The sequence below is a fragment of the Cupriavidus pauculus genome (assembly GCF_022179805.1).
Classification (GTDB): Bacteria; Pseudomonadota; Gammaproteobacteria; order Burkholderiales; family Burkholderiaceae; genus Cupriavidus; species Cupriavidus pauculus_E.
Genome location: NZ_BPUO01000010.1, coordinates 177,562 through 200,075, shown reverse-complemented (window position 1 = coordinate 200,075; position 22,514 = coordinate 177,562). Strand labels below are relative to the sequence as shown.

At 64.9% G+C, this 22,514-nt stretch carries 25 protein-coding genes; 17 read left to right on the top strand and 8 right to left on the bottom strand.

Going from position 1 to position 22,514, the window contains the following annotated elements; all coding sequences use genetic code 11:
- The first annotated feature begins 449 nt into the window (after positions 1-449).
- The 4 genes from MFF62_RS21360 to MFF62_RS21345 all read left to right on the top strand — a co-directional run bounded on the left by MFF62_RS21360 (position 450) and on the right by MFF62_RS21345 (position 5,051).
- Positions 450-845, top strand: a complete 396-nt coding sequence (locus tag MFF62_RS21360; protein ID WP_238265127.1) for a DUF488 domain-containing protein — start codon at positions 450-452, stop codon at positions 843-845.
- Positions 846-918: 73 nt separating this feature from the next.
- Complete coding sequence (locus MFF62_RS21355) at positions 919-2,163, top strand: nucleoside recognition domain-containing protein (protein ID WP_238265126.1); 1,245 nt, start codon at positions 919-921, stop codon at positions 2,161-2,163.
- 386 nt (positions 2,164-2,549) lie between these two features.
- Positions 2,550-4,658, top strand: a complete 2,109-nt coding sequence (locus tag MFF62_RS21350) for an FUSC family protein (protein WP_238265125.1) — start codon at positions 2,550-2,552, stop codon at positions 4,656-4,658.
- 114 nt (positions 4,659-4,772) lie between these two features.
- Positions 4,773-5,051, top strand: a complete 279-nt coding sequence (locus MFF62_RS21345) for a DUF1488 family protein (RefSeq protein WP_238265124.1) — start codon at positions 4,773-4,775, stop codon at positions 5,049-5,051.
- A gap of 34 nt (positions 5,052-5,085) precedes the next feature.
- Here the strand turns inward: MFF62_RS21345 and MFF62_RS21340 are convergent, their stop codons facing one another.
- Positions 5,086-5,553, bottom strand: a complete 468-nt coding sequence (locus MFF62_RS21340) for a universal stress protein (RefSeq protein WP_238265123.1) — start codon at positions 5,551-5,553, stop codon at positions 5,086-5,088.
- A gap of 223 nt (positions 5,554-5,776) precedes the next feature.
- Between MFF62_RS21340 and paaA the strand changes: the two genes are divergently transcribed.
- The 7 genes from paaA (at position 5,777) to MFF62_RS21305 (ending at position 11,408) form a co-directional block, all read left to right on the top strand.
- Positions 5,777-6,787, top strand: a complete 1,011-nt coding sequence (gene paaA, locus MFF62_RS21335; protein ID WP_238265122.1) for a 1,2-phenylacetyl-CoA epoxidase subunit PaaA — start codon at positions 5,777-5,779, stop codon at positions 6,785-6,787.
- 21 nt (positions 6,788-6,808) lie between these two features.
- The gene (gene paaB / locus MFF62_RS21330; protein ID WP_238265121.1) at positions 6,809-7,099 is read left to right on the top strand and encodes a 1,2-phenylacetyl-CoA epoxidase subunit PaaB; all 291 of its coding nucleotides are present in this window, start codon (positions 6,809-6,811) and stop codon (positions 7,097-7,099) included.
- Positions 7,100-7,109: 10 nt separating this feature from the next.
- Entirely contained in the window at positions 7,110-7,958 is an 849-nt protein-coding gene (gene paaC, locus MFF62_RS21325; RefSeq protein WP_238265120.1) for a 1,2-phenylacetyl-CoA epoxidase subunit PaaC, read from the top strand.
- 23 nt (positions 7,959-7,981) lie between these two features.
- The gene (paaD, locus tag MFF62_RS21320) at positions 7,982-8,593 is read left to right on the top strand and encodes a 1,2-phenylacetyl-CoA epoxidase subunit PaaD (RefSeq protein ID WP_404990808.1); all 612 of its coding nucleotides are present in this window, start codon (positions 7,982-7,984) and stop codon (positions 8,591-8,593) included.
- Positions 8,594-8,607: 14 nt separating this feature from the next.
- A complete protein-coding gene (paaE, locus tag MFF62_RS21315) occupies positions 8,608-9,696 on the top strand; it encodes a 1,2-phenylacetyl-CoA epoxidase subunit PaaE (protein WP_238265118.1) in 1,089 nt (362 codons plus the stop codon).
- A gap of 217 nt (positions 9,697-9,913) precedes the next feature.
- The gene (locus tag MFF62_RS21310) at positions 9,914-10,711 is read left to right on the top strand and encodes a DUF1835 domain-containing protein (RefSeq protein WP_238265117.1); all 798 of its coding nucleotides are present in this window, start codon (positions 9,914-9,916) and stop codon (positions 10,709-10,711) included.
- Between the two features lie 67 nt (positions 10,712-10,778).
- Complete coding sequence (locus MFF62_RS21305; protein ID WP_238265116.1) at positions 10,779-11,408, top strand: TetR/AcrR family transcriptional regulator; 630 nt, start codon at positions 10,779-10,781, stop codon at positions 11,406-11,408.
- Here MFF62_RS21305 and kefC read toward each other — a convergent pair.
- Positions 11,405-13,231 carry a glutathione-regulated potassium-efflux system protein KefC gene (kefC, locus tag MFF62_RS21300; protein WP_238265115.1) on the bottom strand — a complete coding sequence of 609 codons (1,827 nt, stop codon included), beginning with the start codon at positions 13,229-13,231 and terminating at the stop codon, positions 11,405-11,407. The genes MFF62_RS21305 and kefC overlap by 4 nt on opposite strands.
- The gene (gene kefF / locus MFF62_RS21295; protein ID WP_238265114.1) at positions 13,231-13,818 is read right to left on the bottom strand and encodes a glutathione-regulated potassium-efflux system oxidoreductase KefF; all 588 of its coding nucleotides are present in this window, start codon (positions 13,816-13,818) and stop codon (positions 13,231-13,233) included. The genes kefC and kefF overlap by 1 nt, the downstream gene beginning before the upstream one ends.
- A 345-nt stretch (positions 13,819-14,163) precedes the next feature.
- Here kefF and MFF62_RS21290 point away from each other — a divergent pair, with 345 nt between their 5' ends.
- Complete coding sequence (locus MFF62_RS21290) at positions 14,164-14,862, top strand: GNAT family N-acetyltransferase (RefSeq protein WP_238265113.1); 699 nt, start codon at positions 14,164-14,166, stop codon at positions 14,860-14,862.
- Positions 14,863-14,936: 74 nt separating this feature from the next.
- On the opposite strand, the gene MFF62_RS21285 is transcribed toward MFF62_RS21290, so the two are convergent.
- The 5 genes from MFF62_RS21285 to MFF62_RS21265 all read right to left on the bottom strand — a co-directional run bounded on the left by MFF62_RS21285 (position 14,937) and on the right by MFF62_RS21265 (position 18,980).
- Positions 14,937-15,431 (bottom strand): Lrp/AsnC family transcriptional regulator, encoded by a 495-nt coding sequence (locus tag MFF62_RS21285; protein WP_238265112.1) that lies wholly within the window; start codon positions 15,429-15,431, stop codon positions 14,937-14,939.
- A 204-nt stretch (positions 15,432-15,635) separates the two neighbouring features.
- Positions 15,636-16,244 (bottom strand): EF-hand domain-containing protein, encoded by a 609-nt coding sequence (locus MFF62_RS21280; protein ID WP_238265111.1) that lies wholly within the window; start codon positions 16,242-16,244, stop codon positions 15,636-15,638.
- Positions 16,245-16,419: 175 nt separating this feature from the next.
- Positions 16,420-17,112: a hypothetical protein gene (locus tag MFF62_RS21275; protein WP_404990806.1), complete on the bottom strand. Its 693-nt coding sequence runs from the start codon at positions 17,110-17,112 to the stop codon at positions 16,420-16,422.
- Positions 17,113-17,210: 98 nt separating this feature from the next.
- Complete coding sequence (locus MFF62_RS21270) at positions 17,211-18,431, bottom strand: globin domain-containing protein (RefSeq protein WP_238265110.1); 1,221 nt, start codon at positions 18,429-18,431, stop codon at positions 17,211-17,213.
- 93 nt (positions 18,432-18,524) lie between these two features.
- Positions 18,525-18,980: an RrF2 family transcriptional regulator gene (locus MFF62_RS21265; protein ID WP_238265109.1), complete on the bottom strand. Its 456-nt coding sequence runs from the start codon at positions 18,978-18,980 to the stop codon at positions 18,525-18,527.
- A 168-nt stretch (positions 18,981-19,148) separates the two neighbouring features.
- On the opposite strand from MFF62_RS21265, the gene gspG reads away from it, so the two are divergent.
- From gspG to gspK, 5 genes are read left to right on the top strand one after another with little or no spacing between them, the layout of a single operon-like run.
- Positions 19,149-19,616: a type II secretion system major pseudopilin GspG gene (gene gspG, locus MFF62_RS21260; protein WP_238265108.1), complete on the top strand. Its 468-nt coding sequence runs from the start codon at positions 19,149-19,151 to the stop codon at positions 19,614-19,616.
- 15 nt (positions 19,617-19,631) lie between these two features.
- A complete protein-coding gene (locus MFF62_RS21255; RefSeq protein WP_238265107.1) occupies positions 19,632-20,144 on the top strand; it encodes a prepilin-type N-terminal cleavage/methylation domain-containing protein in 513 nt (170 codons plus the stop codon).
- The gene (gene gspI, locus MFF62_RS21250; protein WP_238265106.1) at positions 20,141-20,542 is read left to right on the top strand and encodes a type II secretion system minor pseudopilin GspI; all 402 of its coding nucleotides are present in this window, start codon (positions 20,141-20,143) and stop codon (positions 20,540-20,542) included. The genes MFF62_RS21255 and gspI overlap by 4 nt, the downstream gene beginning before the upstream one ends.
- Positions 20,532-21,251, top strand: a complete 720-nt coding sequence (locus tag MFF62_RS21245) for a PulJ/GspJ family protein (RefSeq protein WP_238265105.1) — start codon at positions 20,532-20,534, stop codon at positions 21,249-21,251. The genes gspI and MFF62_RS21245 overlap by 11 nt, the downstream gene beginning before the upstream one ends.
- Positions 21,251-22,276, top strand: coding sequence for a type II secretion system minor pseudopilin GspK (gene gspK / locus MFF62_RS21240; RefSeq protein WP_238265104.1), 1,026 nt, complete (start codon positions 21,251-21,253; stop codon positions 22,274-22,276). Before MFF62_RS21245 ends, gspK begins: the two co-directional genes overlap by 1 nt.
- Positions 22,277-22,514: the final 238 nt, after the last annotated feature.

The window sequence follows — 22,514 nt, the reverse complement described above, 5'->3', positions numbered from 1 at the left end:
GCGCCCACACTTATCGGTTGTTTGTTTGTTAAAGAACTTCAGCGACCGGCTTTGCCGTTCGCTGTCGCTGCGTCCCTGACGTTGCCGTCATTTCGTCGCAGCGGAGAAACGAGATTATGCAGAGCATTCAGCGTTTCGTCAACAGTTTGCAGAAACTTTTTTCTGCCGGTCAGCGCTGCAAACCTTCTGCACCACCAACCACCGCTAACCCCTCAACCCTTGTCGCTGCTGCGTTTGCAGTGCGCTTCGTGTTGCGAGGGGGCGAATACTAGACGGCTTCCGGGCAGTGTGCAAGCCCTTTTTGAAAAAAGCCAAAAACACCTGGAGAAGGACCATTGCCGCAGGGGGCGCAGCACCTGTTTTAGGAACTGTCTTAAGCTGGCACTCGCACTATTAGAAGAAGAGGCTTTGACCCGCGCCGTCACGGCACAACTCCTGGAGACTATTCGATGACCATCCGTATCGTCAGACTTGGCGAACCCCGCGCAAAGGACGAAGGCCTGCGCATGGGCACTGTGCGGCGACCGCCGCGTGGCGTGCCCAAGGCCGAGTTTGCGAGCCGTGATTTCTACGATGTCTGGTATCCATCGCTTTCACCCTCGGCAGAGCTGGTGGCACAGGCCCAGGAAGCTCAGGCCGCCAACGACCCCAAGGCGTGGCGTGCCTTCGAGAAGCGCTTTCGCACCGAGATGGCGCAACCCGATGCCAGCCGCACACTGGATCTGCTCACGGCCTTTTCCCATCAGACGAATTTTTCGCTGGGTTGCTACTGCGAGGACGAATCTCAATGTCACCGCTCGATCCTGCGGGCCCTGCTGGTGGAACGTGGTGCTGACATCGCATGAGGGCAGCAGGCTATGATGCAAGGCTTCGCTGCGCCCCGCGCGGTGAAGCCCTCCACTGGCCTTATTTACGTCGATGGCACTGAACCTCGTCTGGCTCGGATTTTTCCTATTGTCATTTCTCGCCGCCTGCGTGCGGCTCATTGGCGGCGATACGGCGGTGTTTCCGGCTTTGCTGGCCAGCCTGTTCGACAGCTCCCGCACAGCGTTCGAGATTTCCCTGGGCCTGGTTGGCGTGATGAGCCTGTGGATCGGCATCATGCGCATTGGCGAGCGTGCCGGCGTGATCGACCTGTTTGCCCGGATGGTGAACCCATTGCTGCGGCACTTCTTTCCCGGCGTGCCGCAGGGGCATCCGGCGCAGGGGGCGATGATGATGAACGTGTCCGCCAACATGCTTGGCCTGGACAACGCCGCGACGCCGCTGGGCCTGACGGCCATGCGCGAACTGCAGACGTTGAATCGCCAGCCGGATACGGCGACAAATGCCCAGATTATGTTCATCGTATTGAATACGGCCGGGCTGACGCTGATTCCGACTTCCGTTATCGCCATCCGGCAGGCCATCGCTGTCAAGCAGGGGCTGGTCAATTTCAATGCGGCCGACATTTTCCTGCCGACCTTGCTGGCAACCGGGGCATCGTGCCTGGCCGGCCTGTTGGCCGTAGCGTGGGTGCAGCGGCTGAATCTCTTCAAACCCGCCGTGTTGGTGGCGTTCGCCCTGACGGGGGCAGCGGTTGCGGGCCTGTTCGCATGGCTGCGACACGCGCCGCCGGACCAGGTCAGCCAAATGGCCGCACTGGCCGGCAGCGGGTTCATCCTGTCTTTGATTACCCTCTTCCTGGTATGTGGAGCGCTGCGGCGGGTCAATGTCTATGACGCGTTTATCGACGGCGCCAAGGAAGGCTTTGGCGTTGCCGTTCAGATCATTCCCTACCTGGTTGCCATCCTGGTAGCGATCGGACTGTTCCGAGCCAGCGGCTGCATGGATGTGGTGATGATCGGGCTGACCAAGGGATTTACTTGGATCGGTGTCGACACGGATTTCGTGCCGGCGCTCCCGGTTGGATTGATGAAGATCCTCTCTGGCGCCGGCGCGCGTGGCCTCATGGTGGATGTCATGACCGCGTACGGCGTGGATTCCTTCCAGGGACGCCTGGCGGCAATCATTCAAGGATCTACCGAAACGACGTTCTATGTACTGGCCGTCTATTTCGGCAGCGTCAATGTGCGGAATACACGGCACGCAATGGCCTGCGCGCTCTTCGCCGATGTCGTAGGCCTGGCCGCTGCGGTGTGGATTGCCTATCTCTTTCGCTGATTTACCAGTCTTTGTTGTACGACAACAACGTAGATTGTGCTGTCTTGCAGGCATTTGATTACGCCGAGCTTGGTGCGTCGCAACAACTCGTGTATAGTGAAGTCTGTCTCCTCCACCACCTCGGTGGATTCCAACCCGCGCACAACCTGCGCGGGTTTTTTTTGCCCAAAATCTGGGGAATCAGCGGGCCGCTGGAGTCTTTTCAGTCGCTGACCATCAGAAATGCGGCAATTGCACCGCCTACATCACATTTCCCCCTATTGGTGCGAACTCGCACTGTGCCAGCGCAAATCTTGGCCAACCCGCGAATTTGTTGCAACGCAACAATGCTCGCCGTAGAGTGGCATCCGTACTCACCCTGATACCTCGACGGACCGCCCCCAGCCATGCGTCGCGCCCTGCGCTCCCTTTCCTTCTGGCCAGATACTGCCTTTCTGCAACGGGGCGTGGTCTATGCGATCTCGTTTCTCGCTCTGGCGGGTATTGCCTGGCTGACCGGTGACCACGGTTACCTGTGGTCGGCCACGGCATCGATCTGGACTTGTCTTGCCGATCGCCAGGGTACGGCGGGGGCCCGCATGCGAGGGCTGGGGGCGGTGGGCATCGGCGGCGCCGTCGCCAGTGTGATTGGCGCCAGCCTGGCGGCGTCGCCGTTGGCGGCACTGGTGGTCGTCGTGTCCGCCGGCGTCGTTGCGGGGCTGGCCGAGATACGCGGACCCTCTGCCGCGCTGTGCTTCAAGCTGCTTTACGTCGTGCTGATCGCGGCCTGCCTGCAACCCGTGACGGATCCTTCCGCGCTCGTCCACATCTGGTCGTCGGGCGTGGACTACCTGCGCGGCGGCGTATTTGCCTGCCTGGTCTGCCTGGTGCTGATTCCATCGCAGCGTGATGGACGTCCACGGGCGGAAATCATTGCTGTCTACGATGCCTTACAGCGCTTTGCCGACGGCCTTGCCGAGCCGCACCCGCGTGAGACCTCGGTCTACAAGCAGGAAATCCGGCAGCGCATCGAGGCCGCGCGGTCCGCGGTCAATGCGCGGCGCGGCATGATCGATCCGGTCGGATTGCTGCATTACGCCTATGCCGTCACGGTGGCCGACGCCATTTTTGCGTTGCTGATCGTGGCCGGCGAATTGCGCGAGCGCGCTGGCGACCATCACGGCCTACCGTTGCCCTATGCCGCACGCTGCCTGGTGGATACGCAGGCGCAGGTACGGCAGGCGCTGGCACGGCACGCACCGGATCTGCCCGCGCTCAGCGCCCTGCTGGCTCGCGACGTACGCCGGCTGATCGGCCAACGGGCCAATGCCGGCGCGCCGCCCGCCTACCAGTCCGCCCTGGCTGCGCTGGCCCAGCACCCGTCGTTCGACCGCTGGCGCGAATCGTTCGCCTGGCCCGATGCCGGGCTTGCTGGCCTGGTCGACCGCATTGGTCATACCCTCGCCGACATCGCCGCGCGCGACGCACGGGTAACCCGGCACGGCCTGCGACTCGCGTTTGCCGGGGGCCTGAGCCTGCTGCCGTCGCAGTTGTTGCAGGTCGACCATGGTTACTGGGTGGCCGTGACCGTGATCATGGTGCTGAGCCCGCGCCTTCAAACCACCCGGCAGATTTCGTTCAAGCGCTTCGCGGGATCCCTGGCGGGCGCCCTGGTGGCCTGCGTGGTTGGCCTTGCGCATCCTAGTCCGATGGTGGCACTTGGCCTGAGTGCGATATCGCTGGCTGCCGCCTACACGCTGCGGCTGGCCGGTAGCGCAGGCGGTTTTGCATTCTGCCTCACGCCGGCCGTGATCCTGTTCTCGTGGCTAGGCGAACCCACTTCGAGCAGCAGCCATGTTGCGGCGCTGCGCGGCCTGGATACCGCCATCGGATGCGTGATCGCATTGGCCAGCTATTACATACTGGCCCCGCGCGCCGAACTCTCTCGCACCTATCGGCATAGCCTGGACGCGTTGTCCGTCAATGCCGTCTATCTGCGTGCGGCGGTCAGTACGGCCCGCAGCCTCACGCCGGCCCGCATGCGGCTGGAAGCACTACGGGTGGCGGCGGGCCGGGCATCGACGCGGGCCGAGGACACCTTGGCGCAATGTGCCGGCGAACTCGACGCCCAGCTTGGCGCCGCGCATACCGCGCTCCATGTGACGGCAAGACGCATGGCGTCGCTGGCCGGTCTGGTGCGCGCGAGTGCCGAATCGGGCGAGAGTCATGCGTCGCCCGGCCTGGCCATCCAGAACCTGCTGACTGACCTGGAAGCCCGGCTGGCCGAAGTGGCTGTGCGCCCCGGCCGCACTGGCATCAGCGCAGTCGTGGCGCCCGCACGCGTGGCGCCGCTGACGCCGTCGGACGCACCATTCGAGCATTTCCTGGCCGAACAGTGTGCCTATGCCGACGCCCACATCGACAGCGCACATCGCACCGTCGCCACCTTGCGTACGCTTGCCGCGGAACAGGTCACGGCCAGGCGCTTACGCATGCCGAATGCGCGCATTGGCTGACGCGTTTCACGGATTTCCCCGCCGAAAACGCTGGCCGCCTTGCCGGGAATCCTCGATTGCCTATATTGAAAGGATATTCGCCGTTTCCCCGTTCCCGGCAAGACGAGGTACGCCATGGTCGATATCACCTTCCCCAGCACCATTCCCACCTACTGCGGAGCCAGCCTGACGCTGTCCTGCCCCGCAACGGTCAACGGCAACCGGTCGCAATACTCGGTCACGGCGGAGGCGCTTGAAGCCTATTGCGGGGCGCAGTCGGCGCGCGAGGAAGACCTCGTGCGCGCGTTCACGACCAATCGCAAGCGCATCGAGCAGCTCGCCGAATCGTTATTCGAGCTGACCGAAGCGCGAGAGATCGTGCTGCGCGGCGGGCACTTCCGCTTTGCTGGCTGATTTGCTGGCCGCGTAGTGGGCCCTTGGTCGGCTCTCAGTCTGCCGACTCTTTGCCGCGCACCAGCAGCACCGGCGTGGTCGACTGGCGAATCACCGCTTCGGCAACGCTGCCCAGCACCAGGCGACGCACGCCACGGCGGCCGTGCGTGCCGATGACCAGCAGGTCGGCGCCCCACTCGCTCGCCGCCGCATTGATCGAGCCGGCGATATCGCCAATCACGGCTGGATCGCTGACGAGCCTGGTCTCGAAGGTCACGCCCGCCGCGCCAAGCACCGCGCCGGCAACGTCGAGCGCCTTCTTGCCACTGTCCAGGTAGGCCCGTTCGATCTGCGTCGGATCATAGAATCCGGCATCGAACAGCATGACGCCGTTGTCGACGACGTAGAGCGCCAGCACGGTACCGCCGCCGCTGGCAACGCGAATGGCCTCCTGAAGTGCCAGGTCCGACGTAGTGCTGCCGTCCACCGCCACCGCGATCTTGCTGTAAGCCTTGCTCGACATAGCTTGCCCTCCATTAAGACGTGGAAGCTCGATACTACACGTGGCGTTGGACACACGTGTTTGAGCCTATTCTGAAAGCGCTCCACCAATGCCATCGTCAAACCTTTAAATTGACCGACCGGTCGGTTTATATATATAGTTAGCGGACCGCCCGGCGTCATCAGAACCTCAAGAAAACGAACCGGCCGGGCACCCCGCCAAAGACGAAAGTCAAGGAGACGTGATGTACACACAGAGCCTCGACCTGCCCGGCCAGCCTCCGCACGCGATGGCCTCCGTTGACAGCGGCGCTGACGCGCGGCAGGCCGCCTTTGACGCACGCATGGCCGAAGACGCCAAGATCGAGCCGATGGACTGGATGCCCGAGGCGTACCGCAAGACGCTGGTGCGGCAGATCTCGCAGCACGCGCACTCCGAAATCATCGGCATGCAACCCGAGGGAAACTGGATAAGCCGCGCGCCGTCGCTCAAGCGCAAGGCCATCCTGCTGGCCAAGGTGCAGGACGAAGGCGGCCACGGCCTCTATCTATATAGCGCGGCGGAAACGCTCAACGCCTCGCGCGACGACCTGGTCGACGCGCTGCACACCGGCCGCGCCAAGTATTCATCGATCTTCAACTACCCCACACTCACGTGGGCCGATGTTGGCGTGATTGGCTGGCTGGTGGATGGCGCGGCTATCATGAACCAGATTCCGCTGTGCCGCTGTTCGTACGGCCCGTATGCGCGGGCCATGATCCGCATCTGCAAGGAAGAATCGTTCCACCAGCGCCAGGGCTTTGATGCGCTGCTGGCGATGATGCGCGGCACGGAAGACCAGCGCGCCATGGTGCAGGACGCCGTCGACCGCTGGTGGTTTCCGGTGCTGATGATGTTCGGGCCGCCCGATTCGGCGTCTACCAACAGCGCCCAGACCATGGCCTGGGGCATCAAGCGCATCTCGAACGATGACCTGCGCCAGAAGTTTGTCGATGCCACGGTCGAACAGGCCAAGGTACTTGGCGTGACGCTGCCCGACCCCGGTCTGGTCTGGAATGCCGAGCGCGGCCACTACGACTACAGCCCGCTGGACTGGGAAGAGTTCTGGCGCGTGATCAATGGCGACGGCCCCTGCAATCGCGAGCGCCTGGCCACCCGCGTGAAGGCCCATGACGACGGCGCCTGGGTACGCGAAGCCGCGCTCGCCCATGCCGAAAAACGCGCACGGCGCGAAACGCCCGCCCGGGCCGCCTGACCTGCCCAAGAGGAAACCACCATGACACAACAGAAGGAATGGCCGCTGTGGGAGGTATTCGTCCGCAGCAAGCAGGGCCTGGAACACAAGCATTGCGGCAGCCTGCACGCGGCCGATGCCCAGCAGGCGCTGCACATGGCGCGCGACGTCTACACGCGCCGGCAGGAAGGCGTCTCGATCTGGGTGGTGCCGTCGACGGCCATCACGGCCAGCGCACCGGCCGAAAAGGGCGAGCTGTTCGACCCTGCCGCCGACAAGATCTACCGGCACCCCACGTTCTACCAGTTGCCCGACGAAGTGAACCACATGTAAGGCCGGCACCATGACGCAAACCATTGTCACCGACAGCCTCGCCCTGGCGCACCTGCCGCTGGCACAGACCGCGCCGCTGCAGTACGTGCTGCGCCTTGCCGACAACGCGCTGATCCTTGGCCAGCGCAACGCCGAATGGTGCGGCCATGGGCCCGCGCTGGAAGAAGACATCGCACTGGCCAACATCAGCCTCGACCTCATCGGCCAGGCCCGGCTTCTGTACAGCCATGCCGGCACGCTGGAAGGCAAGCTCACCGGCCGGGTCCGGCACGAGGACGACTACGCCTACTGGCGCAACGAGAACGAATTCCGCAACTGGACGCTACAGGAGCTGCCGCACCACGGCCCGCTGGCCGGCACGGCGCGCGTCGACCGCGACTACGCCGTCACTATCATGCGCAACTTCCTGTACAGCGCGCTGATGGCCGAGTTGTGGCCCGCGCTGGAGCAAAGCCGCGACGCCGACCTGGCGGCCATCGCAGCCAAGTCGGCTAAGGAGGTGCGCTACCACCTGCACCACGCGGCCGACTGGGTGGTGCGCCTGGGCGACGGCACCGAAGCGTCCCACGATCGCATGCAGCGCGCGCTCGACCATCTTCTGCCGTACATGAACGAATGCTTTGCCGCCGATGCGGTGGAGCAGCAAGCCGCCGCACAGGGCGTAGGCGTGCAGACCATCGACCTGCGTGACGCGTGGGAAGCCACGGTATCGGCCACGCTGGAAGACGCCACGCTGCGCCGCCCGGCACCATCGGCCTTCGTTTCCACCGGCAAGCACGGCGTGCATTCCGAACACATGAGCTACCTGCTGGGCGAGCTGCAGGGGCTGGCGCGTGCCCATCCGGGCGCGCAGTGGTGACAGGGGTCCCGGCCATGCATGTGATTCCAGCCGATCCCTTGATGACGACGCCCTCCCCGATCTCGCCGTTTGCCCCGGCCTTCGCGCGCAGCGAAGTCCCGGCCGCTGCCGAAGACCGGCTGGCGCTTGCCTGGGCAGCGCTGGAAGCCGTGCCCGATCCGGAAATCCCGGTGGTGTCGATCCGTGACCTAGGCATCCTGCGCGATGTCGTGTTGGCGAACGACGGCCAGACCATCGAGGCCATCATCACACCGACGTACTCGGGCTGCCCAGCCATGTCGCAGATCGAGGAAGACGTCGGCCGCGCACTCGATGCCGCCGGACTGGCGCCATGGCGCGTGCGTACCGTACTGGCCCCGGCGTGGACCACCGACTGGATCACGGAAGAGGGCCGCGCCAACCTGCGTGCCTATGGCATCGCCCCGCCCGGGCAATGCGCGTCGCCGACGACCGCCGATGGCAACGTCCGGCCGCTGCGTTTCGTGCCCCGCCCGAAGCAGGTGCCCGCCATTGCCTGCCCGCGCTGTGGCAGCGTGCATACGCAGGAGTTGTCGCGTTTTGCGTCCACGGCCTGCAAGGCGCTCTACCGTTGCCTCGACTGCCGCGAGCCGTTCGACTACTTCAAACCCTACTGACCCCGCACCGGCCCATGACCCCACAGTTCCATCCGCTGCGCGTGGCGCAGGTTCGCCCGGAAACCTCCGATACGGTGTCGATTGCCTTCGAGGTTCCGCCGGAATTGCGCGACGCCTATCGCTTCACCCAGGGTCAGTTCCTGACCATCAAGGCACCGGTCGAGGGCAAGGACGTCCGCCGTTCGTATTCGATCTGCTGCGGGGTGCAGGACTACGACGAGCGCGGCGAGCTGCGCGTGGCCGTGAAGCTCGTCGACGACGGCGTTTTCTCGACGTGGGTCCATGACACCGTCGGCGCCGGGCAGATGCTCGACGTGATGACGCCCGACGGCCGCTTTCATGTGCCGCTGGACGTCGGTGCCGCGCGCCATTACGTGGCCTTTGCCGCCGGCAGCGGCATCACGCCCGTGCTGTCCCTGATCCGCACCACGCTGGCCGTGGAGCCGCACAGCCGCTTTACGCTGATCTACGGCAACCGCAGCGTCGACACGATCATCTTCTCCGAGGCGCTCGAAGACCTGAAGAACCAGTACCTGTCGCGCTTCACGCTGTACCACGTGCTGTCGCGCCAGCCGCAGGAGGTGGATCTGCTGCACGGCCGGCTGGACCGCGAACGCGTGGACGCCTTCCTGCAAACGCTGCTGCCCGTGGACGATATCGACGCGGCCTTTGTCTGCGGCCCGGCGTCGATGATCGACGAGGTCGAGGACGCGCTCAAGGCGGCCGGGCTGGACCCCCATCGCATCCACGCCGAGCGGTTCGGCGTACCGCTGACCCAGCCGAAAGCCGCCGCACCGGCCCTCACTGACCACGGCGATACGGCCGAACTGGTGGTGGTGCTGGACGGCAAGCAGCACAAGATGCGCCTGCCGCTGACCAACGACGCCCGGGTGCTGGACACCGCGCTGGCCGCCGGCCTGGACCTGCCCTATGCCTGCAAGGGCGGCGTCTGCTGTACCTGCCGCGCCAAGGTGCTGGAGGGCAAGGTGGAGATGGAGAAGAACTACACGCTCGAACCGTGGGAAATGGAGAAAGGCTTCGTCTTGACGTGCCAGGCGCGCGCGCTGACCCCGAAGGTGGTGGTCAGCTACGACGAACGGTAGCCGCTGACCGACGTGCTGATGGGTGTCAAGGGGATGTCGCATATGGCGGGAATCCCACATGTCAGACACCCGCCGATGCCCGGCGAACGGCATGCCGTGATTACAATGGCGGAACACGCTTCATGCGTCGCATCGCCCGCTTCGAGGCCGCCTGCCGGCGGTTCCGGCGGCCGCGACCGGAGGTCCGGCACCCGTCGCTCCCTATACAATCACGGTCATGCAATACATACATGTCGTCAACGGCGATGTCGCGGGCAACACCCTACGCCAGGCACTGGCACAGGCAGCCCGCCCCGACCCGGTGGTCGTCCTGCGCGACGACCTGGCCGTGGGGCCGATCGCCGATATCGACAGCACCGGCCTGATCCGCTCCGGCTTCTGGCAACGGGTGGCTCCGCACACCGATATCGACTTCGCCGCCGAAATGCGCCAGGCGCTGGACCAGTTCCAGCAACTGCGCCGCGAGAACATGGAAGTGGCCGTCTGGCACGGCCAGAGCGCGTCAGACCAGTTGATGCTACGCCGCGTGGTGTTTCACCTGTACCAGGCGCCCCAGCGCATCAACGAGGTGCCGATGGACCTGCGCGAGCTGGAGACACCCACCCACGGCAGCCTGACCGCCATCGGCATGTATCCGGCGTCCCGCCTGGCGCGTCGCTTTTCGACGATTGCGCCGGTGTCGGTACTGCGCCTGGGCCGGCTGGGCTACGAGTGGCAGCAGAACGTCAAGGAAAACGCCGACGTGCGACTGTGGAAGGGCAATACGCTGGTGCCGGCGGCCTATCACAACGTGGACGACGTGATCCTGGACCGCGCCCCTCAGGACTGGACCGCCGCCGCCCAGGTAGTGGGCAGCGTGATGGGCGCCATCGAGGGCCTGCTGGCAAGCGACTGGTTCGTGTTCTGGCGCTGCCGGGAACTGGTCAGCACCGGGCAGCTGGAGCTGCGCGGCAACCCGGAAAGCCTGGAATCCTGCGAACTGCGCCGCAACCATCTGGCCACCAGCGCCGAATGACGCCGTAGCCGGGCACCGAACAACAGAACACCGAACACAGAACAACAGGCGGATCGATCCGACCCCTATGGCAAGAACCAAGGCGCCCGATTTCGAGGCGCAACGCGAGCAGATCCTGGACCTGGCGGCCACCGCATTCGCCGCCACCAGCTATCCCAGTACATCGATGGCCGACCTGGCCGCCGCCTGTGGCACCTCCAAGGCGCGGCTTTACCATTACTACGAAAGCAAGGAAGCCATCCTGTTCGACCTGCTGGACCGCTACACCCGGCAGCTCATGCAGATTGTCACCGGCGTGGAAGCCGACGGCACGCGGCTGGGGCATGGCCATCGGGAAACCTTCAGCCACCTGCTGCGCGCCTTCCTTGCCGAATACGAGACCTCGCAGACACGCCACATTGCGCTGATCAACGATGTGAAATTCCTGGCGGAAGAACAGCGCAACCAGATCCTGCAGCGCGAACGCGACGTGGTGGCCGCGTTCGCGCGCCTGCTGCAACTGGCCTATCCGGAGCGCGTGACGCGCGACAACCAGACCGCGCTGACCATGACCGTCTTCGGCATGATCAACTGGACGTTCACGTGGCTCAAGCCAGGTGGCAAGCTGTCATACGCCCAGTTTGCCGAGATGGTAGTCGGGTTGCTGGAAAACGGCCTGGCGCCCGGCATGCCAGGCGCCAGCGCGGCCACCCGCTAGGACCACTCGGCCTCTTCCTGCTTGCGGCGCTGGTCGCGGTCCTGGCGGAACATTTCCTCCAGTTCGTCGCGCGCCTGCTTGGCCATCGAGACCAGCTTCTTCTGATCCTTGTAGTACGGATAGAAGCGGTCGATAGCCTCGATATTGTGACGGCGGAAGCGCAGCGCCACGCCCCGGGCTTCCACTTTGTCGAAGCCCAGCCCTTCCAGCACCTTGCGTCCCAGCATCAGCGAACCCTCGAACATCTCGCGCTCGTAGCTGTCGGCGTCGATACCGCGGTCCATCAACTGGTAGACGTGCGACACGTGCCGCGCCCGGGTATAGATCTTCAGGTCCGGCCAGCGATGCCGCACCTTGTCGATCAGGCCGAGGTTGTCGTCCAGGTCCTCGATCGCCACGATCAGAATCTTTGCCTCGCCAGCCCCGGCCGCTTCCAGCAGGTCCACGCGCGTGGCATCGCCATAGAAGATCTTGAAGCCGTACTGGCGCAGGAATTCGATCTGGTCGGGGTCGTGGTCCAGCACGGTAACGCCAATGCCCTGGGCATACAGCAGGCGGCCGATGATCTGCCCGAACCGGCCAAACCCGGCGATGAGCACCGGATTGTGATGGTTCGTGATCTCGTCGTCGGGCCGCTTCGACATCGCGTTGAGGCGCGGCGCCAGCAACTGGTCGAACATCAGCAGCAACAGCGGCGTGACCACCATGGACAGCGCCACGATCAGCACCAGCAGCGCCTCGGTCTCCCTTGGCAGCAGGCCCACCGTGCGCGCCTCGGCGAACACCACGAACGCGAACTCGCCGCCCTGCGAGATCAGCAGCGCAAACAGCAGCCACTGCCCGCGCTGCACGCGGAAGCGCTTGGCCAGCAGCGTCAGCACCAGCGTCTTGACCAGCACGAAGGCGACCACGAAGCCCACCACCTTGCCCGGTTGCTGCGCCAGGATGCCGAAGTCGATCGACATGCCCACGGCCATGAAGAACAGGCCGAGCAGCAATCCCTTGAACGGCTCGATGTCGGCCTCCAGCGCATGGCGATATTCCGAGTCCGCCAGCAGCACGCCGGCCACGAAGGTGCCGAGTGCCATCGACAGGCCCACCGCGTCCATCATCAGCGCGATCCCCACCACCAGCAGCAGCGAGAACGCCGTGAACATCTCGCGCATGCCGGTCCGGGCGATCACGCGCAGCGCCGGCCGCACCAGGTAGCGGCCACCCACCACCACCGCGCCGATCACGGCCACCGCCTTGGCGGCGGTCTGCCAGTTTTCGGGGCCATGCGCGGTCGCGCCCGCACCCACGCCGTCGGCCGCCAGCAACGGCAGCAGCGCGATCATCGGAATGGCTGCGATGTCCTGGAACAGCAGAATGCCGAAGCTGGCCGCGCCGGCACCGGTCTGCATCAGGTTGCGCTCGGCCAGCGTGGCAAAGGCAATCGCCGTCGACGACAACGCCAGGCCCAGCCCGGCCACTATCGCCACCTGCCATGTGGCGCCGAACAGCGCGGCCACGATGCCGATGGCCAGCGCGCAGGTGACCATCTGGACCGACCCGTAGCCAAAGATGCTCTGCTTGAGCGCCTTGAGCTTGCGTGGCTCCAGTTCCAGGCCGATCACGAACATCATCAGCACGACGCCGAACTCCGAGAAATGGAGAATCGACTCGACGTTGGTGACCAGCCGCAGCGCAAATGGGCCGATGGCGGCGCCGGCAATCAGGTAGCCCAGCACCGCGCCCAACTGGAAGCGGCGCGCAACCGGCACGGCCACCACGGCGGCCATCAGGAACACCAGCAGGGCAATCAGGAAGTCATGCTGGTTCATCAGGCATCCTCCCCGCTGGCCTCGGTCTCCGGCCACTCCAGGGTTTCCGGAGGCAGCGGCGGCGCCGCCAGATGGCGTGCCACGTGCTCGATGTGCAGCGCCACCGCGTCGGTGTTGGCGCGGTCGGCATCGTGCAGCACGATCGGCGGCATCCACGTCATGCCGCATTGCAGCGCGGTCTGCTCCAGCGGCAGCAGGAAATCGTCGATCGGATGGCCGTGCACGCCGTCGGGGCCGTAGGCGTCGGCATGGCCGCCGGTGCTCGCCACGGCCAGCATCGACTTGCCTCGCAGCGCTGTACCACCCGGGCCGTACGCCCAGCCCATCTCCAGCACGTCGTCGAGCCAGAGCTTCATCAGCGCCGGCACGCTGTACCAACGTACCGGGAACAGCAGCACCACCGTTTCGGCGGTGGACAGCAGCCGCTGCTCCGCCACGACGTCGATGTCATAGTCGACATACAGGCGATAGAGCTCGCGAACCTCTACATGCGGCAGGTCGGCTAGCGCCTCGGCCAAAGGGTGGTTGACGCGGGAGCGTCGCGGCGCAGGATGCGCATAGATCACAACAATGGGGGGCTCGTTCATGAAAAGGCTTTGTCTTTCCCATTAGGGCTTGATGCGACAGACTAAGCCAGAAGGTGCGGCGTTGCAGCAAATCCACAACGCGCGCGCCCTTGTCGTCCAAGCCGCGCAGGTAAGTCCATGAATTATCTTGTCTTTTTGACTTGCGACACTTTCCGGCCGCACACGGGCGGCAGGGATGCTTACGCGAGACTGACAATTCCACTACAATACTTTTCGCGTCGCAGCAACCTAGTGTTTGCCCGAATCAACCATTGTGCATCACAAATGCACGGTCTTTTTTGAAAGTGAAGGGACAACCACCGCGACGGTGCTATTTTTATACCGATCACTGAAGAAGGAAACCAAGTGAACCCGCTCGAACTGAGCAAGGCCGTCGGAGCCGTAACCGATGAAGATCTTCGCCGTGCAGCCGAGGCCAGCCAGGCCGCCCAGCGCCACACCATCCTGGTGCGCGAGCTGGCCGCCCATCACCGCTCGCGTCTGCAGAAGCATTTTCTCGCCCTGGGCGAGGAAGATCGCCTGCTCCGTTTTGGCCAGTCCGTTGGCAACCATGTGATCGAGGCGTATGTGGAAAGCATCGACTTCGACCACGACAGCGTGTTTGGCGTCTATGACGAGCACCTGGAGCTGGTTGGCGTCGGGCACTTCGCCAACCTGCGCGACAACGCCCAAGGCCGTGTGGCCGAGTTCGGCGTGTCGGTTTCCAAGAGCGCCCGTGGCCGCGGCATCGGCAGCTCGCTGTTCCAGCGCGCCGCCATGCATGGCCGCAACACGAACGTGCGCACGCTGTACATGCACTGCCTGTCGCGTAATGCGGCGATGATGCACATTGCCAAGAAGGCCGGCATGAAGGTCCAATACGCGTACGGCGAGGCCGATGCCTACCTGGAACTGCCGCCCGCAGACACGGTGAGCCGCCTGACCGAGGCCATCGACGAGCAAGTGGCCGACCTAGACTACCTGGTCCGGCGCAACCTGCGCGATGTCCGCCGCTTCGGCCTGCGCTTCTGGCGCTCGTTAGTGCCGCAGAAGGGCACCGCCTGACAAGGGCTCCCGGCCAGGAACAAACAAACGGCGCACCCGCAAGGTGCGCCGTTTCTGTTTGGTGCGAAGCGGATTCAGGCGCCGCCGGCTACCGGCAACGCCGTCGTGTCCTTGATCGACTCGAGTGCAAAGCTCGAACGCACGTCGATGACCGAGGGATGGGCCAGCAATTGTTCCTGCATGAAGCGCGCAAAGTGCTCCATGTCTTCCACATAGACCTTGAGCAGCAGGTCCATTTCCCCGGTCATGGCATGGCAGGCCGCCACTTCGGGCCAGTTCTGGATGGCTGCGCGAAACAGGTCCAGCGGCGCCTTGCCCTTGGGCGTGCCGCCCTGCTTTTCCAGCCGCACGTTGATATAGGCAAGCAGCCCCAGGCCGATCTTGTACGGCTCCAGCAGCGCGGCGTACTGGCGAATCACGCCAATCTCCTCCAGCCTGCGAATGCGGCGCAGGCAGGGGCTTGGCGAGAGGTTCACGCGCTCCGCCACCTCCAGGTTGGTCAGTCTCCCGTTGGTCTGCAGGACCTCCAGAATTTTCCGGTCGATCTTGTCCAGCTCCACCTTGCTCACTTTTTGTTGCTCCGCAAAATGTTTGTCGGCAATTTTTTTGCGCAAATTTAGCAAGTCGTGCACAAGTCCGCAATTTATTTCATGTAAGGACTGTTGCGGCGACCAATTGCAGCGGCCGCAAACGTCACGCGGAGCGAGGCAAGGATGGTGCCAGCCAAATAAAAAACGCGGCCCGAAGACCGCGTTTCTGGCGAAAACACCAACTTAGTTGCCGCTGGACGACGGCACCGGGGCCGAGGCACCGCCGGGACCACGGCGCTGCATGCGATCGTGGCGTTCGTTGCGCATCTTCTGCATGTCCGACTGGATCTCGGCCATGGTCACCTTGCCATCATGGTTGGCGTCGAGCTTGTCGAAGCGGTTGGCCATGCGCGGGAAGGCAGCCTTGAACTCGTCCTTGGTCAGCGCACCGTCGTTGTTCTTGTCCGCCGCCTTGAACTTGGCTTCGAACTCGGCCTTCATCTCGGTACGGCGCTGCTCCCAGGCAGCCTTGCGATACGCAGCCATCTCCGACTTGTCGAGCTTGCCGTCGTGGTTCGTGTCGATCTTGTTGAACAGCGCGTCGGCTTCCGCCTTCGAAATCGCGCCGTCGCCATCGGTGTCGACCGACTTCATCCACATCATGCCGCCATGGCCATGCTCGCCGGGGCCGCCCATGCGATGGTGCGGAGCCGGGCCGCCTTGCGGCGCCGCCTGCGGTGCAGGCGCGGCAGGTGCCGGGGTGGTCTGGGCGAATGCGGCACCGGCCGCCATGAACACGGCGGATGCCGCGATGAAGTTCTTGAGGATCTGCGTCTTGTGATTGCGTTGCATGTCTGTGCTCCTTTTCATCACGTTGGGCATGTACGGATTAGAACGCAGACAACCGTGCCGAGTTGGCACTTTTAATACGATGTTACGGGCCTCACAGAATCGACTAGCCGCGTAAACATGCGCAAGACAGTCAAATATTGCGCAATGCTTTGAAACGCGGATTTCTACGATTTGATCAGTCGTGCTGCGATGGGTTCACAGCAGCTTGCCCCTGTTGCGGCGCCTGCTGGAATTCCTGCGGCGGCACAAAGCCTTGCTGCGGCGCACCTTGCGGGAACTGGCCCTGCGGCGTGGACGGCTGTACCGGCGCGCTGGAAACAGCCGGGGGCACGTTCTGTACCGGCGGCGGCATCGGGGTCGATAGCGGCGCGGCCGCGCCAGCGGGCGGCGATGCCGGAACGCTGCCCGGACGTCCGACCGATACGGCGTTCTGCAGCGGCAGCGCGATTTCCTGGCGCACGCCATTGCGTTCGATGACGATGTTGCGCCCGTGGATTTCGGTCAGGCGAATCTGCGGGGAAAGCGTAGCGCCAACGCGCACGGACTTCGGCGGGCCGCCGTCCAGCGACAGGATGGCAGCGGCCGGGCCGACGCCGTCGAGGTCCGCCACCACGCCAATCAGTTGCACATCGCGGACGCCAGACTGTGCGCTGCCACCAAAGAGCGTGGCAACCGCGCCGGTTTCCACGGCCTCGGTCTGGGCGACGCGCGCCGATTTGGGTACGGGGATGGTCCGCATCGCGCTGAACACCAGTACCCAGTGCGTGACCAGGGCGCACAGTGCAACAAACAACAACAGACTGGCTGCGCGCGGCAGCCAGGGAGCGGACAGGTCGAAACGGAGGGCAGGCCGGGTCAGGGTTGGCACGAGCGTACGCCAGGCGGCGAAATCATGAGGTCGCCTAGCGTACCAGACGCATGCGTCGGTTGTCTGTCAGTCGTGCCAACCGCTGCGGCCGGGGACGATCAGAGCAGATCGTCGAGCAGATCGGGGCCGAACACTTCGCGATGGATATGCCCCACCGGAATGCCCGCGTTGATCAGCGCATGGCGCTGGGCCTGCATGAACCCGATCGGGCCGCACATATAGAAACGCGCATCGTTGAACGCCGAAGTGTCCTCGGCCTTCAGCAGCGACTCGATTGGCATCGTGCCAGCATGGTCGAAGTCGCGGCCCGACACGTCGTCGGCATGCGGGGTTTCATAGCTGACGTGGGTACGCAGGTTCGGCATGCGTTCTTGCGCCCAGGCCAGGTCGTTTCGGTGCGCATGATGTCCGCCGTGACGGGCGGCGTGTGCGAACAGTACCGGGCGATGCGGATTTTCCTTGGCCAGCGTACGCAGCACCGACACCATCGGCGTTACGCCAATACCGGCCGACATCAGCACGATCGGACGACGATCGTCGAGTTCAGGCGCGAAGTCGCCCCACGGCGTGCTGACCTGCAGCGTGGTATCGACATGCGCGTTGTCATGCAGCCAGTTCGACACGGCGCCAGCCGGCGTTTCGGCGTTGCCGTCTTCGCGCTTGATCGAGATGCGCCACGTCGGCAGCCCGCGCTCGCCGGACAGCGAGTACTGGCGCAACTGGCGGTGCCCGTCGGCCAGGATGGCCTCCACGCTGATGTACTGGCCGGGCGCGAAGTCACGCAGCGACGAGCCATCGGCGGCGGCCAGCGTCAGCGCCACCACCTGGTCGCCTTCCTGTTCGCGCTGCACCACGCGCACGCGCGTCAGCTCGCCGGCCTTGACGTTGTGCCGGTCATACAGGCGCGCCTCGGCGGCGATCAGTTCGCCGGCCAGCAGCCAGTACGCCTCGTCCCAGGCAGCCAGCAGCGGCGGCGTGGCGGCATCGCCCAGCACGGCGGCGATGGCTTCGAGCAGGTATTTGCCAACGATCGGGTAGTGCGCCGAGGTCAGGCCGACGGCCACGTGCTTGTGGACGATCCGTTCCACCACGGGCGCCAGCACATCGGCGCGGTCGACGTTGGCCGCGTAGGCGAACACCGCCGAGGCCAGCGATTGCTGCTGCGAGCCGTTGGCCTGGTTACCCATGTTGAACAGGTTCTTCAGTTCGGGCCGGGCCGCGAACATCTCGCGATAGAAGTGCGTGGTAATGGCAAGACCGTGCTCGCGCAGCACGGGGACGCTGGCATCGATATAGGGGCGGGAAGCAGCGGACAACATCAGCTAAAACTCCTGTAATTTCATGCATTTCATATGCATGTTTTATCGCACGATAAAGCCGGCGACGACCATGGACGGGGTTGCCCCCTGACCTTATGCCGCTCGCCGGCTCAGGAAATCTCGATGCAGGCTGATAATCGATTCGGCCGTGCGGGTGCTGCCGGAAACCTCCGCCAGCGTCACGCCGTCCAGCGCCTGGTAGAACGCCTCCTCGGCCTGGTCCAACGCGCGTTTCAACCGGCAATTGCCGTGCAGCGCACACGGCGGGTCGGTACAGTCGATGATCGCCTTGTGCCCTTCCAGCTCGCGCAGGATCGTGCCGATCGACAGACTTTCCGCGCCGGGGCCAAGCTGCAGGCCGCCGTGCCGTCCACGCGTGGCCGTGATCCAGCCCAGCTTCGACAGTCGCGCCGCCACCTTGACGAGGTGGTTATGCGAAATCTCGAACTGCTGGCCAACCTCGGCAATCGTGATCGGACGTGTGCCGTCGCCGCGTGACACATACATCAGCAGGCGCAAGGCGTAGTCGGAGAATCGGGTCAGTTGCATCGTGCGTCGAATATTAGATAACGTGCATTACAAATGCAAGTTTTTTGTTGCGGTTGCACATTGGTACATAAATCGGAATCAGGTGCCCGGACTGCACACCAAACGGTCATCAGACGGGGGTTATACTCTCCGACCATATATCTCGACACTTAAAAGACACCGACACCAATGCGCAGAACCGCCACCCAGACTGCCGTCACCCTGACCGACTCTCGCCGCCGCCGCGCCCGCGGCTTCACGCTGATCGAAATCATGGTCGTGATCGTGATCCTGGGCGTACTGGCCGCGCTGGTGGTGCCCAAGATCATGAGCCGTCCGGACGAAGCCCGCGTCGTCGCGGCACGCCAGGACATCTCGTCGATCATGCAGGCACTGAAGCTCTATCGCCTGGACAACGGCCGCTATCCTACTACCGAGCAGGGTCTGGCGGCATTGGTGAACAAGCCGACGACCGAGCCGGTGCCCAACAACTGGAAAGGCGGCGGTTATCTGGAAAAGCTGCCGAAGGACCCGTGGGGCCACCCCTACCAGTACCTGAACCCGGGCGTGCGCGGCGAGATCGACGTGTTCAGCTTTGCCTCCGACGGCCAGGCCGGCGGCAGCGGCAATGACGCCGACATCGGCAACTGGGAATAATCGAAACCCCTCCGCATGAATCCGGCGACGTCGCGCGGCCAGGCCGCCCTCCTCCAGCGCCGCCGGCTGCACGGCTTCACGCTGCTTGAACTGCTGGTGGTCATGGTGATCGCCGGCATCGTCATTTCCCTGGTGGCGGTCAACGCCACGCCCAATGATCGCGGCCGCGTCCTGGACGACGGCCAGCGCATCGCCCGCCTGTTCGAACTCGCCCAGGAAGACGCCCAACTGGGTGCCCGCCCCCTGGCCTGGGAAGGCGACGCCACCGGATGGCGTTTTCTTGAATCCACCCCGCAAGGCTGGGCCCCGATGCGTACCGACGTCTTTGCGCCGGGCCGCTGGCGCATTCCGCTGGACGGCGCCGTCGTCGTGCAGGGTGGCCGCCAGCTTGGTACGGGCCCGGTGCGACTGGTCTTCGGCCGCGAACTGATCGACGAGCCGCAGCGGCTGGTACTGACGCGCGGCGATATCCGCGTGGATGTGGCCGGCGATGGCAGCGGCCGCTACGTCGCCACGGTGACCCAGTGAACCGCTTCACCCGCCGAGCACGCCCCCGGGGCTTTACGCTGATCGAGGTACTCGTCGCGCTGACCATCCTGGCCGTGGCGCTGACCGCCGCCATGCGGGCGATGGGGTCGATGACCGAATCAAGCGCATCGCTGCAGCAGCGCATGCTGGCCGAATTCAGTGCCGAGAATCACCTGGCCACGCTGCGGCTGTCGCGCACCTGGCCCGAACCGGGCTCGCGCGGTTACGACTGCCCCCAGGGCGGCGTGGCGCTGTGGTGCGAGGAATCGGTGTCCGGCACCCCCAATCCGGCCTTCCGCCGCGTGGAAATCGCGGTCTTCCCATCGGCCACCAACAAATCCGTCCGGCTGGCCTGGCTGGTTACCCTGGTCCCCAATGAAACCCGCAATGCCCTTTGAGCGCCGCCGCCGGGCTGGCGGCCAGCGCGGTTTCACGCTGCTGGAGATGCTGGTTGCCATCACGCTGCTGGCGGTGATGGCCGTGATTGGCTGGCGCGCGCTCGATTCGCTGACCCGCACCCGCGAACGCCTGACCGATCACGATGCCCGGCTCGACGCCCTCAAGGTGCTCTACGGCCAGTTCCAGACCGATTGCGAGCACCTGGCCCAGCCGGCCCAGCTTCAGGCAAGCCCCGTGGAATTCGGTGCCAACCAGTTGCTGATGGTGCGTGACCGCCGCGACGAGGGCCAACCGCCCACGTGGCAGGTGGTGGCCTACCGGCTCGACGGCAACACCGTGGTGCGCGTGGCCAGCCGGCCCGCGTTCTCGCGCAACGACGTGCAGAGCGCGCTGATCGCCCTGCGCCAGCCGGGCGGCGCCGGTCTGCAACTGCGGCCGTTGCTGGCCGATACCGATCAGTTGTCGGCCCGGGCTTGGGTCGAGCCAGTGGGCTGGCTGATCGATTCGGGCCGCGTGCGCACCGCGCTGATGCAAGGTAGCGCGGCGGCCAGCGCCGCCGAGGCCATCGGCGCCAGCGATGCGCAGGCGGGCCTGGGTAGCATTTCGACGAGTGTGGCCGTACGCGCCGTGGAACTGAACGTCTTCGCGCGCATGGGTGATGGCGATGCCTCGCGCCAGTTCCAGAAGATCTGCATGACGGGCATGTGATGACAGCAAAGCGCCCGCCCTTCCCGCCCTCTTCCCCGCCGCGCCGCGCCCGCCAGCAAGGCGCCGCCGTGGTGACCGCGCTGCTGATGGTGACGCTGGCCGTGGTCGTGGTGTCCGGCATGCTGTGGCGCCAGCAGGTACAGATCCGTTCGATCGAAAACCAGCGCCTGGTCGCCCAGGCCGCGTGGATCGAACGCGCGGCGGTGGACTGGTCGCGGCTGATCCTGCGCGACGACCAGCGCCGTTCGCAGGTCGACTACCTGGGCGAGCCGTGGTCGGTGCCCGTCGCCGAAACGCGCCTGTCGGACTTTCTCGGTGCCGGCGTCAGCACGTCCGAGGGCGGCGAGACGTCGTTCGTGTCCGGCCGCATTCTCGATGCGCAGGCGCGCTTCAACCTGACCAACCTCTATATCTGGCAGGCCGAAGGATCGGGCCGCGTGGCCAACATCGACCAGCCGTCGGTGCTCGCCTTCAAGCGGCTGCTTCAAACGCTCGGCATGAACGCCGGCCTGGCCGAGCCCACCGCGCAATATTTCCAGCGCGCGGCGCGCGGCGTTTCCACCAACGGCCGTCCCGCTCCACGCCCCCCGGACAGCGTCGACGACCTGCTCGCGGTGCCTGGCTACACCCCGGCCATGGTGGCCATGCTGGAGCCGTTCGTCACGGTGCTGCCGGAACGGACCAAGGTCAACGCCAATACCGCCGATGCCGAAGTGCTGTCCGCCGTCATCGACAAACTGCCGCTCGACCGCGCCCGCGAACTGGTGCGCCAGCGCGACCGCAGCTACTTCAACAACACCGGGGACGTCACCTCGCAGCTGCAAGGTATTGCACCGCAGGCCGCCAACGCGGGCGATGTGGTGGACGTGCGTACCCACTATTTCCTGATCTACGGGCTGGTGCGGCATGACCGCGCGCGCCGTCTGAAGGTGTCGCTGGTGTTCCGGGCCGACGTCCTCGGCAGCGGCAATACCACCCGGATCATCTGGGTCCGCGACGCCGACGCGATGCCCGAACAACGCTGAAACGGGGGCGGCCCGCAAGCCGTTTTTGCCCGGATGCGTGTAGGAATCATCGTTCTGCAGAATCAGCCGGGCCACTATTGACGCGCGTAAGTCACACAGGCAAGGTATGCTGCTGCGCCGAGCCGGGACCGGTGCCGCAAGGTGCCACGGCCCCATGCCTTGTGCCCGCCAGTCCGCCTTGTCGGGCGGCCAACGGGGGCCGACCGGCCAGCCACGCGTCTCCGGCGCGACTTCGCCA

Coding starts and splice junctions, on each gene's coding strand:
- paaA (WP_238265122.1), top strand. CDS start 5,777: ATGTACACACAGAGCCTCGACCTGCCCGGCCAGCCTCCGCACGCGATG.
- MFF62_RS21245 (WP_238265105.1), top strand. CDS start 20,532: ATGCCCTTTGAGCGCCGCCGCCGGGCTGGCGGCCAGCGCGGTTTCACG.
- MFF62_RS21255 (WP_238265107.1), top strand. CDS start 19,632: ATGAATCCGGCGACGTCGCGCGGCCAGGCCGCCCTCCTCCAGCGCCGC.
- paaC (WP_238265120.1), top strand. CDS start 7,110: ATGACGCAAACCATTGTCACCGACAGCCTCGCCCTGGCGCACCTGCCG.
- MFF62_RS21350 (WP_238265125.1), top strand. CDS start 2,550: ATGCGTCGCGCCCTGCGCTCCCTTTCCTTCTGGCCAGATACTGCCTTT.
- MFF62_RS21310 (WP_238265117.1), top strand. CDS start 9,914: ATGCAATACATACATGTCGTCAACGGCGATGTCGCGGGCAACACCCTA.
- MFF62_RS21270 (WP_238265110.1), bottom strand. CDS start 18,431: ATGTTGTCCGCTGCTTCCCGCCCCTATATCGATGCCAGCGTCCCCGTG.
- MFF62_RS21355 (WP_238265126.1), top strand. CDS start 919: ATGGCACTGAACCTCGTCTGGCTCGGATTTTTCCTATTGTCATTTCTC.
- MFF62_RS21265 (WP_238265109.1), bottom strand. CDS start 18,980: ATGCAACTGACCCGATTCTCCGACTACGCCTTGCGCCTGCTGATGTAT.
- paaB (WP_238265121.1), top strand. CDS start 6,809: ATGACACAACAGAAGGAATGGCCGCTGTGGGAGGTATTCGTCCGCAGC.
- MFF62_RS21345 (WP_238265124.1), top strand. CDS start 4,773: ATGGTCGATATCACCTTCCCCAGCACCATTCCCACCTACTGCGGAGCC.
- MFF62_RS21280 (WP_238265111.1), bottom strand. CDS start 16,244: ATGCAACGCAATCACAAGACGCAGATCCTCAAGAACTTCATCGCGGCA.
- paaE (WP_238265118.1), top strand. CDS start 8,608: ATGACCCCACAGTTCCATCCGCTGCGCGTGGCGCAGGTTCGCCCGGAA.
- MFF62_RS21340 (WP_238265123.1), bottom strand. CDS start 5,553: ATGTCGAGCAAGGCTTACAGCAAGATCGCGGTGGCGGTGGACGGCAGC.
- gspG (WP_238265108.1), top strand. CDS start 19,149: ATGCGCAGAACCGCCACCCAGACTGCCGTCACCCTGACCGACTCTCGC.
- MFF62_RS21305 (WP_238265116.1), top strand. CDS start 10,779: ATGGCAAGAACCAAGGCGCCCGATTTCGAGGCGCAACGCGAGCAGATC.
- MFF62_RS21360 (WP_238265127.1), top strand. CDS start 450: ATGACCATCCGTATCGTCAGACTTGGCGAACCCCGCGCAAAGGACGAA.
- gspK (WP_238265104.1), top strand. CDS start 21,251: ATGACAGCAAAGCGCCCGCCCTTCCCGCCCTCTTCCCCGCCGCGCCGC.
- kefC (WP_238265115.1), bottom strand. CDS start 13,231: ATGAACCAGCATGACTTCCTGATTGCCCTGCTGGTGTTCCTGATGGCC.
- kefF (WP_238265114.1), bottom strand. CDS start 13,818: ATGAACGAGCCCCCCATTGTTGTGATCTATGCGCATCCTGCGCCGCGA.